The 14,713-nt window shown below is 38.0% G+C and carries 13 protein-coding genes; 12 read left to right on the plus strand and 1 reads right to left on the minus strand.

Going from position 1 to position 14,713, the window contains the following annotated elements:
- Positions 1 to 544: 544 nt before the first annotated feature.
- The gene (locus tag FZF09_RS00005) at positions 545 to 652 is read right to left on the minus strand and encodes a YjcZ family sporulation protein (protein WP_158734532.1); all 108 of its coding nucleotides are present in this window, start codon (positions 650 to 652) and stop codon (positions 545 to 547) included.
- 374 nt (positions 653 to 1,026) lie between these two features.
- Between FZF09_RS00005 and FZF09_RS00010 the strand changes: the two genes are divergently transcribed.
- From FZF09_RS00010 to xylE, 12 genes are all read left to right on the plus strand, one after another.
- On the plus strand, positions 1,027 to 2,022 hold the full coding sequence (locus FZF09_RS00010; RefSeq protein ID WP_233269348.1) for a tripartite tricarboxylate transporter permease: 996 nt from the start codon (positions 1,027 to 1,029) through the stop codon (positions 2,020 to 2,022).
- A 207-nt stretch (positions 2,023 to 2,229) separates the two neighbouring features.
- Entirely contained in the window at positions 2,230 to 2,847 is a 618-nt protein-coding gene (locus tag FZF09_RS00015) for a recombinase family protein (RefSeq protein WP_158734534.1), read from the plus strand.
- A gap of 285 nt (positions 2,848 to 3,132) precedes the next feature.
- Complete coding sequence (locus FZF09_RS00020; protein WP_158734535.1) at positions 3,133 to 3,870, plus strand: GntR family transcriptional regulator; 738 nt, start codon at positions 3,133 to 3,135, stop codon at positions 3,868 to 3,870.
- Positions 3,871 to 4,042: 172 nt separating this feature from the next.
- Positions 4,043 to 5,203, plus strand: coding sequence for a mandelate racemase/muconate lactonizing enzyme family protein (locus FZF09_RS00025; protein WP_158734536.1), 1,161 nt, complete (start codon positions 4,043 to 4,045; stop codon positions 5,201 to 5,203).
- Positions 5,204 to 5,336: 133 nt separating this feature from the next.
- The gene (locus FZF09_RS00030) at positions 5,337 to 6,128 is read left to right on the plus strand and encodes a fumarylacetoacetate hydrolase family protein (RefSeq protein ID WP_199256734.1); all 792 of its coding nucleotides are present in this window, start codon (positions 5,337 to 5,339) and stop codon (positions 6,126 to 6,128) included.
- 312 nt (positions 6,129 to 6,440) lie between these two features.
- Positions 6,441 to 7,721, plus strand: a complete 1,281-nt coding sequence (locus tag FZF09_RS00035) for a dicarboxylate/amino acid:cation symporter (protein WP_199256735.1) — start codon at positions 6,441 to 6,443, stop codon at positions 7,719 to 7,721.
- Positions 7,722 to 7,861: 140 nt separating this feature from the next.
- Positions 7,862 to 8,095 (plus strand): SLC13 family permease, encoded by a 234-nt coding sequence (locus FZF09_RS23240; protein ID WP_370514404.1) that lies wholly within the window; start codon positions 7,862 to 7,864, stop codon positions 8,093 to 8,095.
- Positions 8,096 to 8,659: 564 nt separating this feature from the next.
- On the plus strand, positions 8,660 to 9,301 hold the full coding sequence (locus FZF09_RS00045; protein ID WP_483296077.1) for an NAD(P)-dependent oxidoreductase: 642 nt from the start codon (positions 8,660 to 8,662) through the stop codon (positions 9,299 to 9,301).
- 435 nt (positions 9,302 to 9,736) lie between these two features.
- A complete protein-coding gene (locus FZF09_RS00050) occupies positions 9,737 to 10,756 on the plus strand; it encodes a Gfo/Idh/MocA family oxidoreductase (protein WP_158734537.1) in 1,020 nt (339 codons plus the stop codon).
- Positions 10,757 to 10,842: 86 nt separating this feature from the next.
- Positions 10,843 to 11,850, plus strand: coding sequence for a LacI family DNA-binding transcriptional regulator (locus FZF09_RS00055; protein WP_158734538.1), 1,008 nt, complete (start codon positions 10,843 to 10,845; stop codon positions 11,848 to 11,850).
- A gap of 66 nt (positions 11,851 to 11,916) precedes the next feature.
- On the plus strand, positions 11,917 to 12,747 hold the full coding sequence (locus tag FZF09_RS00060) for a sugar phosphate isomerase/epimerase family protein (RefSeq protein ID WP_158734539.1): 831 nt from the start codon (positions 11,917 to 11,919) through the stop codon (positions 12,745 to 12,747).
- A 138-nt stretch (positions 12,748 to 12,885) separates the two neighbouring features.
- Positions 12,886 to 14,337 (plus strand): D-xylose transporter XylE, encoded by a 1,452-nt coding sequence (xylE, locus tag FZF09_RS00065; RefSeq protein WP_158734540.1) that lies wholly within the window; start codon positions 12,886 to 12,888, stop codon positions 14,335 to 14,337.
- The last annotated feature ends 376 nt before the right edge of the window (positions 14,338 to 14,713 follow it).

Here is a 14,713-nt window from a genome sequence, read left to right on the forward strand (position 1 = left end):
TCATCTGAAATCGTTTCCACAACATCGTTGACGGCATAAGCTATATCATTTTCTTGAAGTTTCATTTCCAAATCTAACGGCAAAATGACTTGATTCATGGTATAATGTTTAAACATAAGGGATACCTCCGATACTGTTTTTGTGTCGTTACTTTAACTTTATCAGAAGGTATCCTTTTTGCGTACTTTATTTTAGCATTTTATTAAAAAGAGTGGTCCTCACCAACGTATTGGCGAGGACCACTCTTTTTAATTACTGGGTTTTGTCCCAGCCTCTGTAAGAAGTTATCCAATAGGATGGTTAGGCTGTCAATTGTTGTCTTGTTCATTTGGCTCATTATTGTAGGTGTAGTTTAATATATGACTTTAAATAAGAAAAGTACTTGAAAAGGGCATGTCAATTCAAAAAAACACGTTTTCACTAGATTACTGATATAGTTTAATATTCTCCCTGCTATGATAAGTTGTTTGCTGACTCTCTTCTTCCAAAATATCCCTCATGATGAAGGAGGCAAAAGACGACGTCCTTTGCCTTAAAAAGTTTTTTAATATTTCACAAAGCTAACACCTACAATAATTAAAAGAATAAACAAGACGACAATAAGCGCAAAGTTACTCCCGCGTCCGAATCCACCACCATATCCGTCAGACATATATACCCTCCTCTCTTTTCATGTAATTTAATGAGGTAAAAAAATACAGCATAGTTGGCAATTCAAATTTAAAATTTCATTTGTATTTGGAACAACTAAACTAAAGAATTGCTTATTTTAGCTGACAGTAATTGTATATGTTAAAAAACTGATAAAGTTTGGACTAATGAGAAACACAAGACACAAATTTTCTGAGTTTTGGGAAAAGGTATAGCCGAGTTCACTCTGAAAGTTTTGCGAGAGATTTTATAATTGAAAGGGATATTAGAAAGGGCTTCTCATGAGTTCGCTGAACTTGTGGGAAGCTTTTTCTTCCATTTTTTTGGTCATGTGTGCATAAATATTCATGTATAGGAAGCTTAGCTGGTAACTCAATGTTAAAAGGCATTACCGGAGGCGTTTTCGGTTTAATCTTAGGAACAGTAGGGATAGACGCTTTTACTGGAAATCCTAGATTTACGTTTGGTGTCACAACTCTTGAATCTGGCATGCCTCTTATTCCTGCTATGATTGGTCTATTTTCTATCTCTCAAGTATTGATTCAATCAGAAAAACGGGGACATAAAGACGTTAAACAGGTGATTCAGAAAGTAACAGGAAAAGTCCTTCCGACTTTGAGAGAGTTTAAAATGATTTTCATTAATATAATACGCTCTTCAGGAATAGGAACCTTTGTTGGAATGCTTCCGGGTACTGGAGGAGATATTGCTTCTTGGATTAGTTACAATGAGGCAAAACGGTTCTCAAAAAACAAAAATGAATTTGGGAAAGGGTCTATAGAAGGTGTGGCAGCCCCAGAGGCTGCAAATAATGCGGTAACTGGTGGTTCACTAATTCCTACATTAACTTTAGGAATACCAGGCAGTGCAACGACTGCCATTCTTCTAGGTGGTTTTATGATTCAAGGACTCAATCCAGGTAGAGAGTTGTTTACAACTCATGCAAATACCACGTATTCTATTATTTTCGGTTTTATTATTGCAAATATATTCGTAGGTATAATTGGGTTACTAGGAGCGAAGTATTTTGTCAAAATTTCTAATGTTTCGTTCAAAGTGTTAGCCCCTTTAATTGTGGTGTTTAGTACTGTTGGTGCTTTTGCGATACGAAATAATATGTTCGATGTATGGATAATGGTGATTTTTGGGCTGATTGGTTATTTGATTAGAAAAACGGGTTTTCACCCTGCTCCTATTATTCTAGGTATTATCTTAGGACCTATAGCAGAAGACGGTTTTAGACAGGCTTTAATAATGAGTAACGGCAACATGATAACCTATATATTTTCAAAACCAATCTCAATTGCTCTTGTCATATTGATACTTATAGCAATGGTGTCACCTTTTTTCTCAAAAAAAGTGAAATTATAGGATGAACAGGTATATTGAAACCTAAGAATGTAAAAGCTGGGTCATCCTCAGCTTTTTTTATTTGTTTTGATTATTATTTTGATTTTAAATGAGCTTCTTTAAAAATTGTTTAAATAAAGTACACCCTGCACAAACAAATCGGAATCTGATAAAATCAGGGTATTCACGTGTTCAAACAGACTTGTTCAATGACTAGGAGGAAGGAGAATGATTTATGGGTACGCCAGAGTGAGTTCCAAAGATCAAAATTTGTCTCGGCAGATAAAAGAGCTCGAGGAATTTGGCTGCGAACGTATTTACGAAGAAAAGCAATCCGGAAAAGATCTAAACCGGCCTGTTTTTCACGATATGCGATCTAAAATGCGTTTTGGAGATGTACTCGTCGTTCACGATCTTAGTCGTTTTGGCCGAAATAAAGAAGACATTCGAAATGAATGGAAGTCTTTAATGGAAGAAGAAATTGATATTGTGGTTTTAAATATGCCGATTCTTGATACAAGAAAGTACAAAGATTTGGAAGGCGTAGGCCAGCTGGTGTCTGATATCGTACTTACTTTGTTATCATGGATGGTGGATGAAGAACGAGAACGCATTAGAGCTGCCCAACGAGAAGGAATTGAAATTGCAAAAGCGCAAGGGAAGTTTAAAGGCGGAAAGAAACGTTACCATGCCGGTGCTACGGGAAAAGACAAAATAATCTATGATCAAGTGGTACAATTGTTGATGACCGGTAAGAGTGTTATGGATATACATAGGGAAGTGGGCATCTCAAGGAATACTGTTTACAGTATCAAAAACGACTTACCATATGACATAAAAAAGTGATTCCTTTATTTAATGCTCTATTTCATATACTTATGTTTCCATTTGCTTAAAGGGTAAGGAGTTCCCATCTAAGCGCAACACGATTTTTTTTAATAAAATAAATCGTGTTGGTAGACAGAGGGTTAGATGTTTCTGTTAATGTATTTTAATGTGTCTTGTTAACGATTATCTCCCCACACCTGGACCAAAAAAACGATTGCAGAAAAGGTCTAGATTGTTGAGGGGGGGAAATAAAAGGTAATAATACTATTAAAAGATTTAATTAATTGAAATTTGGTGAGATCGATGAATGAAAAAAATGGAAATAGCAGCAATGAAAATGATTTAAAGAAAACCTTATTATCATATAAAGAAGAAGTAAATGAAGGTCGTTTGCCACAGCGAGCTTATATAATTATTCGAAAAGCGATTAGAAATCTTCAGTTACAGCCTAGCGAAGCTTTTTTAGAACGTGAAATAGCGGAAATGTTAGAAATGAGTCGTACTCCTGTTCGTGAAGCATTAATACGATTAGAAATGGATGGTTGGATTAGGTTAATTCCTCGAAAAGGGTTTAGTGTTGAACCAATAATAAAAGAAAATATTGAACAAATTTGGAAAATAGCTGAAGCTCTAGAAGGAGTGGCTGCTGAGCTAGCCACATTAAATATGGACGAGGGACATCTCGAAATACTTGATTCACTTATTGAGAGCCAAGAAAAATATATGCTTGAAAATAATCTTAAGGCTTATGCGGATGTAGATGATCAATTTCACAATTTAATAGTAGATTACTCTCAGAATAAACGGCTGAAAAGTGTAATGGATAGTCATTCTGACCAGTTATATCGTGCAAGGCTGTTTACCATTAATGATCGAGAGCTCCCTGTTCGTTCCATTAAGGAACACCGGGCAATAGTTGCTGCAATGAGAGCGCAAGATAGTAAGGCGGCCCAAATCCTAATGCATTCACACAGGCATCGAGGAGGCCAGGAGATTTTAGGAATTATTGAAAGTAAGTCCAAAAATAATAAAAAAATATAAAAAACATTGTATGACGTTTCTTAAAAAGAGGCGTCTTTTTTTATGGGATAACAGCAATAATGTATACATTATAATTAACAATTAGCTTTTTTATTTAAATTTTACACTTTTATTGACATTAACGTATACGTTAATGTATTCTTTTCTTAAATAAACTATTGGAGGTTTTAGGATGAAGATATTAGATATCAAAGAAAGAGCCGTACCAATTAGTAGTAATATCAGTAATGCATTCATTGATTTTAGTAAAATGAATGCTTCCATTGTTGCAGTCGAAACAGATGTGGTTCGTAATGGCAAACCTGTAGTGGGGTATGGATTTAATTCCAATGGTCGATATGCGCCAAGCGGTTTATTGAGGGAACGATTCATCCCCCGTCTATTAGAAGCGTCTTCGGAAGAAGTTGTCAATGATGCAGGCACGAACTTATCCCCAGAGAAAATACATCAAGTGTTGATGAAGAACGAGAAGCCCGGAGGTCATGGTGAAAGAACTGTTGCAGTGGGTACCTTGGATATGGCTGTGTGGGATGCGGTAGCGAAAATAGAGGATGTCCCTCTTTACAAACTTCTTGCGGATCAGTATGGAGATGGAACTATTGATGAAAAAGTATTTGTATATGCGGCAGGTGGGTACTACCATCCAAACAAGGGACTTACTGAATTACAAGAAGAGATGAAATCCTATTTGGATATGGGGTATTCAAAAGTGAAAATGAAAGTTGGAGGTGTCCCTCTCGAAGAAGACCTTAAACGGATCGAAGCTGTTATTGATGTTGTCGGAACTGGACAAAATCTAATGGTCGATGTGAATGGGCGATTTAATTTGGAAGAAGCTATTCAGTTTGGTGAAGCCATTAAAGACTATGATTTATTCTGGTATGAAGAAGTTGGTGATCCACTGGATTATCACTTACAAGCAGAATTATCAAAAGTCTACCCGAATGCCATTGCAACGGGGGAAAATCTCTTCTCTGTTCAGGATGCCACCAATTTAATTCGATATGCGGGCATGAATCCTAAAACAGACTTTTTACAATTTGACTGTGCACTCAGCTATGGGCTTGTAGAATACATGAAGATTCTAAAGATGCTCGAAGAGAACGGCTGGTCTTCTAGAAATTGCATTCCGCACGGAGGTCATCAAATGTCATTAAATATTGCAGCAGGTTTGAAGCTATTTGGGAATGAATCCTACCCAGGTGTTTTTCAACCCTTTGGAGGCTTTGCGGATGGTCACGCTGTAGATAATGGTTATGTTAGTCTTCCGGATGCTCCAGGTATTGGATTTGAAGCAAAAGAGGACCTATATCAACTATTAAAAACACTATAATTCAAATGAATAGATTGAATTTTTATTGAAATCTAAGTAGGGGTATATCTTCCGGGTGTGCCCCTTTTCACCTCCTTATAAAAATTTAAATAAAATTACATGAATTTGCGTAGATCAAAAAGGAGATGGTAATTTGTTTAAAACAAAAACGCATACAGTTGTTCGTTATTTAACCGACGATCGATCACATTACGGATTATGTGATGGTGACCACATCATACAATTATCAAGTGATTTTTTAGAAATTACAAAAGGAAATCTTAAGGAAGATGGAGTCGTGCATCAATACAGCAATGTGAAAATATTAGAACCTGTTCAGCCAACCAAAATTGTGAATTTTGGTTGGACATATGCTGAACACGCCATTGAAACAGGTGGTAAAGCACATCTTAAAGAACCTTTTCTATTCTTAAAACCATTATCTGCGTTAATTGCAGATAAAGAAGAAATTGTCCTTCCAGATAATAACATGACTTCCCAAGTTCAGTTAGAAGGGGAAGTGGCGCTGATCATTGGAAAGCGTGGAAAAAACATATCAGAAGAGGAAGCGATGAATTACGTTTTTGGGTGTACCATTTTTAATGATATTACCGCAAGGGACCTAACTAGAGATGACCCGCAATACACAAGGGGGAAAGGATTTGATACATTCGGCCCAATCGGTCCACATATTGTAACGGGCCTTGATCCATCCAATTTGCAAATTACAACAAAGCTAAATGATAAAATTGTGCAGAATGGTAATACAAGTGAAATGACGTTAAAAATCCCATATTTAATTAGTTGGTTATCGCAAATTATGACATTAGAACCTGGGGATGTTTTAGCAACGGGGTCCCCTTCTGGCAGCTGTACAATGCAATCTGGTGACACTGTCGAAATCGAGGTAAGCGGTATTGGAAAACTACAAAATTATGTCCGATGATCGTTTCTTATGTTGTGTTTGGGGATAAGAACAATTTTAAATAGTTGGCATGAATGAAAGGTTTATTGCTGTTGTAAGCAAGGTAAAGTGCAAGAATACTTTCCTCTATCACTTAAAAGCGTGCACATTGGCGTTTTTCATAGTCAAATTTGCCCCCATATTATATACGTTGACTATATAGACACAAAAATGTAAGCGGTTTCGAATGAAAGTAAGGAGGCCAAAATGTTTTTTGTTAACGTATATAAAAAATGTTTAATTAAATGTTGGATAATGGATTATTAACTCATTATATGAAAGGAGAGAATCATTATGGGCGAAAAGAAATCTGATGAAAAAAAGAGTTTATTTAAAAAGATTATGGAAATGAATTTATTTACGAAAATCATGATTGGTTTTGCCTTGGGTATTATAGCAGGTCTTATACTCCAAGAAAAAGCGGCAATGTTTGCGTTCTTAGGTACTATTTTAACGAATTTACTAGAGATGGTCGTTGCCCCTTTAATTTTCTGTGTGATTGTAGGTGCTATCGCAAATATAGGTAAGGGGAATAAGGTTGGTCGAATAGGATTAAAAACCGTCATGTGGTTCTTAGGAACAACGTTATTTGCAATACTTATAGGTTTATTCTTTGCTAATCTGCTGAATGTGGGAACAGGAGTAACTATTCCAACACCGGGTGATGCAGGGGAAGTAACCGAATCTGCTGAAGAATTTTCTATAGTAGATACAATCGTGAATATTGTTCCAGTTAGTATTTTTGAAGCTTTAGCAGAAAATAATTTACTTCCAATTATCTTTTTTGCACTTCTACTTGGTTTTTCAATCCACGCATTGGGCGAAAGCAAAAAAAAAGTACGAGATTTTTTCAATACAGGGCAAAATCTGATGACGAGATTAACAGAAATCGTTTTAGAATTTACTCCGATTGGAGTATTTGGCTTAATGGCAGATGTTGTGGGGAATGCTGGTTTAGATATACTTTTCCCTTATGCTAAAGCAATTATCGCACTTTTCCTGGCTTGTATTTTATTTTTAGTAATTGTACAAGCAGGAATTTTAGTAGGCGGAGTTGTTAAAATATCTCCAATAAGATTTCTACGAGAAATGAAAGATGCAATGGCTTTCGCTTTTGCAACCTGCTCTAGTGTTGCAACTCTACCTTTAACTTTAAAAGCTACTTTAAGATTAGGAGCAGATGAAGATACTACAAACTTTGCTGTGCCTTTAGGAGCAGTTATAAATATGAACGGTACAGCCATTTATCAGGCGGTTTCTGTTATTTTTGTCGCTCAAATGTATGGTGTAGAACTGTCTATAGCAACTCAATTAATGGTAATGCTTACCGCGACGTTAGCATCTATAGGTACTGCTGGTATTCCTGGATCTGGATTGATTATGTCTGTAATTGTACTTGAGGCTGCAGGTTTACCATTGGCAGGTGTAGCATTATTAGCTGGTATCGATCGTATTATGAATATGGGTAGAATTGTACCGAATATTGTTGGAGACGCTACAGCTGCTTTACTAGTTTCTAAATCTGAAGGTACTTTAAATGTTAATAATTTAGAAGAAAATAAAAAGGTAGGATGAACCAAAGTTGATGATGGAGGATTCTAAGGAAATTCCCTGGGGTGTTCTGCTTTTGTTCGGGGTGGTCTTACCATGGCTGCAGGTTTCACTGCGACCGGTCTTTCCGGTTGGATTGACAAGCAATTACAGGTATTTGAAGGATGAACTCTATTATTATTGTTCTTGTATCTACCGCTGTTGTATTGTTCCTCACAGAAATTACATCGAACATGGCAACAGCTACAATGATTCTTCCGGTGGTAGCTTCATTAGCAATTGCATTAAACATTCACCCATATGCACTGATGGTACCGTGTGCGATGGCTGCAAACCTCGCGTTTATGCTTCCAATTGGAACACCGCCGAACGCTATTATATTGGAACAGGGAAAATAAGAATTCTTCAGATAGTTAAAAATGGATTTTGGATAAACATGATTGTAGTTGTGCCAATTGTTTTATCAGTCTATTTTATCCTTCCTGTCCTCTGGGATATCAATTTACAAGAAATCCTGGATGGAATTCAATAAAATCTGTATATCAAACACATCTGATGATGTTTTGGCAACACGGTCATTTTCGGGTAAAAGATGATAGATCAGTCTTGCAACGATAGCAGTCACAAAACTCGCTTAAAATTAAAATAACGAAAGGAGGAACAGGAATGAAGATGTTTGAAATTGCAGTGTTATCCCTGGTGACGGTATTGGTAGAGTGGTAGTTCCTTTCGCTCTAAATGTTCAGAATACTCTTTCATAAGTGCATGGAGGTTTGCGATTCGAAACGACTCAATTTGATTGCAGACTCACATTAATTAAGTGAGCAGAAAGGAGAAAAAATGAGTGAACCACGATTTTTCGTACCCAATCGGATTGATGAGGAAGTCATTCAATTTTTGCAGCAAAATATGGCAACGTAGAATATCGTAATAAGGAAGAAAAGATATCTGAGGGGGAGTTTTTGGACGGTTTGAGCAAAGCAAACGCTCTTTTATGTTATTCGAGACAAAAGATTAACGATAGAATTCTTGAGCGAACTCCGCTACTCAAGGTAGTATGCAACATCGCTGTTGGCTACGATAATCTTGATCTTGGAGAATTGACAAATCGGGGAGTAATGGCAACGAACACTCCCGGCATTTTAACGGAAACGACAGCCGACCTTACTTTCAGTATTCTGATGGCAGCTGCTAGAAGAGTAGCTGAAGCGGATCATTATGTTAAATCCGAACAATGGCAGGAGTGGTTTCCTAGTTTGATGCTTGGCAAGGAAGTATTCGGGGCAACAATAGGGATTATTGGCATGGGAAGAATAGGGAAAGCAGTAGCGCGCAGGGCAAAAGGCTTTAATATGAAGATCCTTTTTTATAACCGTTCACACAAGACGGATATTGAAGAGAAGTTAGGAGCGAAGTACGTTTCACTCAAGCAGCTTCTTCAAAAATCGGACTACGTTGTTGTTTTGACCCCGCTTACCGAAGAAACAAAAAAAATTATAGGAGCAAAAGAGTTTGCTTTAATGAGGAGGGATGCAATTCTAGTCAATGCCTCCAGAGGTGCTACGATTGATGAAACAGCCTTAATCCATACCTTGCAGGAATGACGATGGATCTGTGAAAGAGGCGTTAATTAAGAAAGAGGGAACGGCAGTGAGGCGGGAGAAAGCTACTGCTGGAAAAATTGAAGAATAAGAAGAAAGAGCAGGGCTGAGGCCTTGCTCTATTTATTAATCGTACCGATATTTAGCAGTTTTTAAGGGAGCTTCTAAAGATAACAAAAGGTAAGAAGAAGGGCAGTACTTGCAGAAAAAAGGAAAGCCCTTTCTTATTTTTAAAATGGTTTAAAAAAGACATTTATCTGCTAATCCCTATAGTATAAGGAGTGTAAGAAATGGTATGCATGGGAATGGCACCTAAATTTATCAAATAATTTTAAAAACCGTTTGACTAATGAAGTGTAATGGCTTACACTCCTTAATTAAGGAAAGAACTTTCCTTTTTCATTATCAATTAAATATTCAAAATTCAGGAGGCGGGTTATGAGTGAACTTAACATAGGTTTGATCGGTGCTGGGAGAATGGGAGCTTTTCATGGAGAGACTATCACTGATCGTATTCCACAGGCTAATTTGTATGCGATTGCAGACCCAATGCTGGGCGCAGCTGAAAAGTTAGCACAACAACTAAATAAAAATTCAAAAGCATACACGGCTCCGCTTGATTTAATTAATGACGAAAATGTCGAGGCAGTAGTGATTGCTTCCCCTGCTCGTACACATGCCAGCAATGTGCTTGCTGCGATTAGACAAGGGAAAGCGGTATTTTGTGAGAAGCCGATGGCTGTCAATATGGAGAAAGCCGATGAAATTGTACAGGCTTTAGAGAAAAGCAACACGTTGATGCAAGTTGGGTTTAACCGAAGATTTGAAAAAGGTTATAATGCTGCTCATGAGGAGGTGAAAGCAGGTTATATTGGGACTCCGCAATTGTTGAAATCAATTACAAGAGACCCTAAGTTAAACGGAGCTGAATCGATTCCTGAATGGACCATTTTCTTAGAGACATTAATTCATGACTTTGATGCCTTAAGATACTTAAACCCCGGGGCAAAACCTGTAGAAGTTTACGCTGCTGCAGATGCATTGGTCCGGCCGGACCTAAAAAAGAGCGGGTTATTAGATACTGCTGTCGTGACAATAAAATTTGATAACGGAGCATTAGCTACAGCGGAAGCTAATTTCCAGGCCGTTTATGGTTATGACGTTAGAGCGGAGGTCTTTGGTTCAGAAGGCATGATGACGGCAGGAGGAATACGGGAATCTAGTATGACAAGGTATAACAAACAAGGCATCAGCTATGATACGAGCCGTTATGACCAGAATCTGCTGTTCGATGCGTATGTAGATGAATTGCGATCTTTTACAGATTGTGTCCTTAACAATAAGACACCATATGCAACGGCTGAAGATGCCAGATGGGCGTTGAAAATCGCACTGGCAAGCATAGAGTCGGTACAAAACGATCGTCCGGTTAAGATCGAAAATTATGCGTTAATTTAGTAGCATAAACTAGAACGCTGCTTTCTCCATATAGCCAAACCATTGGTTGAATGAACAAGGCAGCAAATGAAAGGGGGAAGCTTATTATGAAAGTAACGATCTATGATGTAGCGGAAAAGGCGAAGGTGGCCATATCGACTGTTTCCAAGGTACTCAACGAGAAAGGAAATATTAATGAAAAAACAAAGCAGCGGGTGTATGACGCGATAGAGGAATTAGGTTACAAACCTAGCGTTGTTTTGTCGGTAAAAAAAGCCATGAAAACAATTGGGGTATTAATACCTGATATATCTAACCCATTCATGGCTGAAGTCACTCGGGCGGTCGAAGACAGTGGGCGAAAAAGAGGATTCAACGTCATCATCTGTAGCACGGATAATGACCCTGATAAAGAAGAGGAGCATATTGCCATGCTCCAGCAAAAGTATCTAGATGGGATCATCATCGCAACAGGCTTAAAAAATAAGCGTGCACTTCAAAAGTTGATAGACAGTAAAACTCCGGCTGTACTGCTTACACGGGATGTTCCGCATCTTCCAGTACATGCGGTAATGGTTGATGACTTTCAAGGAGGGTATGAAGCAGGGACATTTTTAGCACAATCAGGCCACACAGAAGTTGCTATGATCGTTGAAAATATAGGTGTTCCTTCGATAGAGCAGCGTCTAGTAGGATTCAGAGAAGGATTGCAATCGTTAAATGTACCATTAAATGATGAGCGTGTCGTCTACTCTTCTCACAGCTTAGCAGAAAGTAAAGAGGCAGGGCTTCAATTATTGTCTGAAGCAAAGAGGCCGACTGCAGTTTTTACTTCTACGGAAATACTGGCCGTTGGCGTCATGCAGGCAGCAAAGGAATTAGGGTTAAAAATACCGGAAGATTTATCGGTTATTGGATTTGATAATAGTATCCTAGCTCAAATTACTAATCCGCAGTTGACAACTATTGCCCAGCCGGCTCAGCAAATGGGTGAGAAAGTTATTGAGTTATTTGTAGAAGAAGTGATTAATACCACTAAAACAGATAAAGTGATACAGCGCATCGTATTATCCCCATCACTCATTGTGCGGGAATCCACTGCAGAAATTGAGTGAAGCTGAAAACTTACTCGAATACTTAATTTATCGATTTAAACACTCTTAGGTGCATGGAGGGGAAAAATGATTAGAGATTATGGTCTTTGTTTATGGACGTTTGGTGAAGAAATATCCTTTGAAGAGAAATGTAAGGCTGCTAAGGAAATTGGCGTGGACGGCGTAGAAATCCAGGGGGATATATCACAAGACCCCGAAGAAGTGTTAAAAATTTTAGAAAAATATGAGCTGAAACTATTATCGGTAACGCCAGACAACGTAGACATCTCAAGTGATGATGAGAGCATTCGCTCTGAAGCAGTCCAGTATTTCCTGGATTTACTCGAGTGGGCAGCAAAACTCGGTGCTAAGAGAATTTGTTTACATGGGGAAGTCGGTAAAGTACGCGGATGCGGAGACGCAACAAAAGATTGGGATCTCCTGGTTAAAAGTTCATCGAAAGTCATGAGTAAAGCAGAAAAGCTGAAAATAGAAGTGGTATTTGAAGTATTAAACCGCTATGAAAACCACCAAATCGTAACAGCCCAGGAAGCATTAAAGCTAGTTAATGAGGTTAACAGCAAGCATCTTTATGTTCTGCTGGATGCTTATCATATGAATATCGATGAAGCATGCCCTATCCAGGCCATCAAGGATGTTGGAGAAAAACTAGGTGTTTACCATGTAGCGGATTCTAATAGACAAGCCATAGGTAACGGGCACTCCGATATAAAATGCCAAATGGATGCTTTAAATGAAATCGCTTTTGAAGGACCAATCATCATGGAAATGACGGCGGAAGGATCAGACCCATTCACGCCAATGAAGGGAGGGAACTATTTAGAAGTAGTGAAAGGATACTATAAAGAATCTTTAAGAGAACTCAAAGAATGGGAGTCAGCGTTAGCTAAAGTGTAAGAACGTCTCCATTGAAGCAGCTCTTTTAGTTAGCTGGTATAAGCTCATGGCATCCATGGCACTAGAAATCTTGAAAGGAATGTGCTAGTGCCTTCCTTGCCACAAGGGAGTTATTATAAGAAGGGAGATTGATGAAGGATGAACCAGCAAAATATGAGATATATCATATTTCTGTCTATAGTTGCCGCACTGGGTGGACTTTTATTTGGTTACGATACAGCTGTGATTTCCGGTGCAGAGCAGTCATTAGAAGTCTACTTTATAGATAGTCTTGGTTTAAGTACATTATTCCAGGGTTTAACTGTGTCTAGTGCTCTTATTGGCTGTATTATAGGCGGGTTAATTAGTGGGGTACTTTCGAATCGAATAGGCCGCAGGAATTCTCTTATCGTTGCGGCTGTTTTATTTTTTATTTCCGCCGTACTTTCAAGCTACCCCGAATTTTTATTCTTTACAAAAGGTGACCCAACGATTGGTCTTTTCATTATGTTTAACATCTATAGAATTATTGGTGGTATAGGCGTTGGGTTGGCTTCCGGATTAGGACCATTATATATTAGTGAAACATCTCCAGCAAACGTTAGGGGAAAATTAGTCACCTTAAATAATCTAGCTATCATATTTGGAATGCTGGTTGTTTATATTGTGAACTGGAGAATCGCTGCCGGGCAAAGTCTTAGCTGGATCCAAGATATTGGTTGGAGATACATGTTTGCCTCCGAAGCAATTCCAGCATTATTATTCTTTGGTCTTCTATTTCTAGTACCTGAAACTCCACGTTATTTAATAATGAAGAATAAAGATGAAAAAGCAATAAACATCTTAACGAAAGTGAACGGATCAAAAGATGCAGCAAAAGCCATTTATCAAGAAATAAAACAAACAGTGGACACTCGTAACCCTTCTAAAACCAATACTTTTTCATATGGAAAATTGGTTGTTTTAGTCGGTATTTTATTAGCTGCTGCACAACAGTTTGTAGGGATTAACGTAATTCTCTACTATGCTCCGCGTATATTCGCTAATATGGGAGCAGCGGCAGATAGCTCCATGCTGCAAACGATCCTCATTGGAGTAGTAAACTTTATTTTTGTATTGATAGCGCTGACACTTGTAGAGAAGTTGGGAAGAAAGCCCTTGCTTCTTATAGGCTCAGTTGGAATGGCTGTAGGGATGTTTGGAATAGCAGCTTTATCGTTTGTGGAATCGATGGGGTTAGGTGCTTTGCTATTTATTTTAGTGTATGTAGCTTTTTATAATTTATCTTTTGGTCCACTTGTTTGGGTGCTGGCTTCTGAGCTTTTCCCTAATAAAATAAGAGGGCAAGTGATGGCTATAACAGTGGTTGCTAACTGGGGAAGTAATTTACTAATATCATCGACATTCCCTTCTTTACTGGAAGTAGGAGCAGGAGTGGCTTATAGCTTTTATGGTATAATGTGTATTCTTTCTTTCATTTTTGTCTGGAAATTAGTTCCGGAAACAAAAGGAAAGACACTCGAAGAAATTGAAGAGTACTGGAAGGGAGCAAAAGAAACGACTTTCGTTACGAACGATAAAGGCATGAGCCAGAAAAAAGCTTCTTTGTAAGCGTATACAAATAGTGGCTCACACAAGGAAATTTCTAAGGTGGGATTACATGTATTCATATGGAGAGGTAACTCACTTCTAATGAAAAAGATAGTGAGAATGACCTGAATGAACCCATCTTCGTATGCCAGCTTCGACCAAAAAACTTGCAAACAGAAGGATTCATCCAGTGTCAAAATAATTTTAACACATGAAAATAAAAAGAAACAAAGAGTATGTGGTGAAGGAAACTAAGTCACAGTTAAACAGGTATTTAAGTAACAAATCAATCATGAGGGGTTATTATTAACCATTTGTTACGAAATGGAAGTATTAACCACAGAGGGAGCGCTCAATAATATTCGTCAACTTGGCTCTAATAGTAAACAGATTGAGG

It is taken from the genome of Alteribacillus sp. YIM 98480 (assembly GCF_009765375.1).
Taxonomy (GTDB): domain Bacteria; phylum Bacillota; class Bacilli; order Bacillales; family Marinococcaceae; genus Alteribacillus.

What these genes read in the sequence shown, in the direction of transcription:
- FZF09_RS00005 (WP_158734532.1), bottom strand. Translation starts at nt 652, where the DNA reads ATGTCTGACGGATATGGTGGTGGATTCGGACGCGGGAGTAACTTTGCG.
- FZF09_RS00010 (WP_233269348.1), top strand. Translation starts at nt 1,027, where the DNA reads ATGTTAAAAGGCATTACCGGAGGCGTTTTCGGTTTAATCTTAGGAACA.
- FZF09_RS00015 (WP_158734534.1), top strand. Translation starts at nt 2,230, where the DNA reads ATGATTTATGGGTACGCCAGAGTGAGTTCCAAAGATCAAAATTTGTCT.
- FZF09_RS00020 (WP_158734535.1), top strand. Translation starts at nt 3,133, where the DNA reads ATGAATGAAAAAAATGGAAATAGCAGCAATGAAAATGATTTAAAGAAA.
- FZF09_RS00025 (WP_158734536.1), top strand. Translation starts at nt 4,043, where the DNA reads ATGAAGATATTAGATATCAAAGAAAGAGCCGTACCAATTAGTAGTAAT.
- FZF09_RS00035 (WP_199256735.1), top strand. Translation starts at nt 6,441, where the DNA reads ATGGGCGAAAAGAAATCTGATGAAAAAAAGAGTTTATTTAAAAAGATT.
- FZF09_RS23240 (WP_370514404.1), top strand. Translation starts at nt 7,862, where the DNA reads ATGAACTCTATTATTATTGTTCTTGTATCTACCGCTGTTGTATTGTTC.
- FZF09_RS00050 (WP_158734537.1), top strand. Translation starts at nt 9,737, where the DNA reads ATGAGTGAACTTAACATAGGTTTGATCGGTGCTGGGAGAATGGGAGCT.
- FZF09_RS00055 (WP_158734538.1), top strand. Translation starts at nt 10,843, where the DNA reads ATGAAAGTAACGATCTATGATGTAGCGGAAAAGGCGAAGGTGGCCATA.
- FZF09_RS00060 (WP_158734539.1), top strand. Translation starts at nt 11,917, where the DNA reads ATGATTAGAGATTATGGTCTTTGTTTATGGACGTTTGGTGAAGAAATA.
- xylE (WP_158734540.1), top strand. Translation starts at nt 12,886, where the DNA reads ATGAACCAGCAAAATATGAGATATATCATATTTCTGTCTATAGTTGCC.